This window comes from Phyllobacterium sp. P5_D12, from assembly GCF_054049495.1.
In genome coordinates this window covers 1-2,239 of sequence record NZ_JBFUMG010000661.1, presented here as the reverse complement: position 1 = coordinate 2,239, position 2,239 = coordinate 1, and the positions used below count along the sequence as shown (strand labels likewise).

Genomic DNA, 2,239 nt, shown 5'->3' with positions numbered 1-2,239 from the left:
ATCGCCAGTGCAGAGACCTGGTTGGTCTCGTTTGGCCAGATGTTACAGTTGAAGAAGCGAGCCTGCGCGTTCACATTCGCTCGCTTGTCGTGGTTTGGAGGATGGTCGCGAAGGATTTAGATACAATCGTAAATGTTTCCAATCGGGACTGCAGTTCCGTTGCACCGTCTATACGTTCCTCCGCAACTAGCATCGCCCTTGACGAGATTGACCACGTCATCCGCAGAACGAACTCGCACGAGGACACGAGCGGCCCGAACACTACCTCGCCGAGCAAATGATCGTTTAGAATGCTTCGCCAGTGGCCTCGTAGAGGTTTGACCCATTCTCCGGCGATCAGATGCTTTCCGTTCGGTGTCCAGCTCACGTCATTCATCTCCAAATTATCAGCGCATTGCGATCTGTATTTCACGTCTTGTGGGCGCCCCGCGTCGGCCCGTTCGAAGGCTTCGACACTTTCCGGAAATGGATAGGTCCATGAATTGATTTTCTGTTAGCAAACTGCGACCCACGCTAGCCCGTTTTGCTAGATACCTCACGGAGGGTGAGACAAAGTGCTTTTGTCGACGCCAATTGTCAGACAGCCTGAGTCAGTCAGCGATGCCGCTTTTTAATCAACCAAAGCAAATTCTTATGGCTCGGACACTCATTCATTTAAGCCCGGTCAGGATCATTACGTCGGTTGTCGGCTTACGGGAGAATTGTTTCGGAGAGATGTTGCGAAATCGAAAGTGAGGTGTTGGCCTAAAAGCTGCGGACCGAGACAGTTGGCTGAGCTCGAAGTGATCAGTGGACAGATTTTGATCTGTTCATAGTGCGGTCCTAACCGCTTTTAACTCGAACCCGCTCTACTGGTAGACCGGCCGGATCGGCATCAGCCTTTTAAAGCATGGGGCGATCCCTCTCTCGTGTATCGCTCGACAGTTTCGACCACAGTCGCCGGAACCTGAATCGCTGTGCCGTGCTTCCTGCGCGTTTCGATGCGGCGATCGCCGGGAAGGCGCACGGCGGGTGCTTCTTGAGCCGCACTCAACATCAACTCCAACCGTGCCGCAAAGCCGGCACCTGCGAACACCTTTGGATCAAGCGCGATGATCAGTTGGCCAGTTCTGGGTGGCCCCCCCTCGCAATCGCCAAATGACGACGCTTCGAACGACCAATGCGACCGTGTGAGCCCCGCTGCCAGAATATCGACCACCAGGGCAAGACCGAACCCCTTGTAACCGCCGATCGGCAACAAGCTGCCCCCCATCGCGGCAGCCGCATCGTTGGTCGGCACGCCATCGGCATCGATCGCCCAACCGTCGGGAAGCGCTACGCCGCGATTATAGGCATCGATCACCGCTACTTTGGCAACCACACTCGAGGATTGATCGATGACAAGCGGCTCGCGTCCTTCACGTGGGACGCCGAATGCCAATGGGTTCGTGCCGAAGAAAGGCGTCTTCCCGCCAAATGGCGCTATCGACGGCGACGCGTTCGCGGCCATTAGCGCAATAAGGCCTTGCTGAGCCAACTCTTCGACAAAATAGCCAAGCGATCCGCACGCATAGGAATTGCCGACGGACAATGCAGCAATGCCGTTTTTCCGGGCTGCTTCGGCCAATGGTTGCAAGCCCAATACGATTGCGGGGTGGGCAAATCCGGTTGCAGCGTCTACCCGGAGAACAGCGGGCGAAAGATTTTCGAGATGGGGCCGCGCATGGCCGTCGACCTTGCCGCATGCCGCGTGGTCGCAATAAGTTGGCAGGTAGGAAAGACCGACGATTGCCTGCCCATCGCGCTCGGCGGCCGCAATCGATCTGGCAACTGCCCAAGCGTTTTCAATGCTGACGTTTGAAGAGATCAAGGCCTTCGTCGCCAAGGATTCGATTTCAACGAATGTCAGCTCTCTCAAATCATTCATGCGCTTATTTCCTCTTGCGTCTTTTTTTGCAGTCTTGCGAGTTCTTCATAGGGAATGTGGCATCGGATCGTGTGACCCGGTTCCGCAGTGAACAGCTGAGGCTCCTGCTCCTCGCAAATTGCACCGATCTTGCGCGGGCAGCGCGTGTGGAAAACGCACCCCGATGGGGGATTGATGGCGCTGGGAATCTCTCCGTCCAGTCGTACGCGCACGCGCTCCCTCTCATCGAGTTTCGGCACAGCCGAGAGCAAAGCCTCCGTATAGGGGTGGTGGGGGCCGGAGAATACACGCTCGGAGGGTCCAAGCTCCATGATCCGGCCGAGGTACAGCACG

General features: G+C 56.4%; 2 protein-coding genes. Both read right to left on the bottom strand.

Going from position 1 to position 2,239, the window contains the following annotated elements:
- Window positions 1-874: 874 nt before the first annotated feature.
- The gene (locus ACXJ5O_RS24915; protein ID WP_457302248.1) at window positions 875-1,906 is read right to left on the bottom strand and encodes an Ldh family oxidoreductase; all 1,032 of its coding nucleotides are present in this window, start codon (window positions 1,904-1,906) and stop codon (window positions 875-877) included.
- A partial coding sequence (locus ACXJ5O_RS24910; protein ID WP_457302247.1) for an oligopeptide/dipeptide ABC transporter ATP-binding protein occupies window positions 1,903-2,239 on the bottom strand: 337 nt, incomplete at its 5' end. The genes ACXJ5O_RS24915 and ACXJ5O_RS24910, both read right to left, overlap by 4 nt.

What these genes read in the sequence shown, in the direction of transcription:
- ACXJ5O_RS24915 (WP_457302248.1), bottom strand. Translation starts at nt 1,906, where the DNA reads ATGAATGATTTGAGAGAGCTGACATTCGTTGAAATCGAATCCTTGGCG.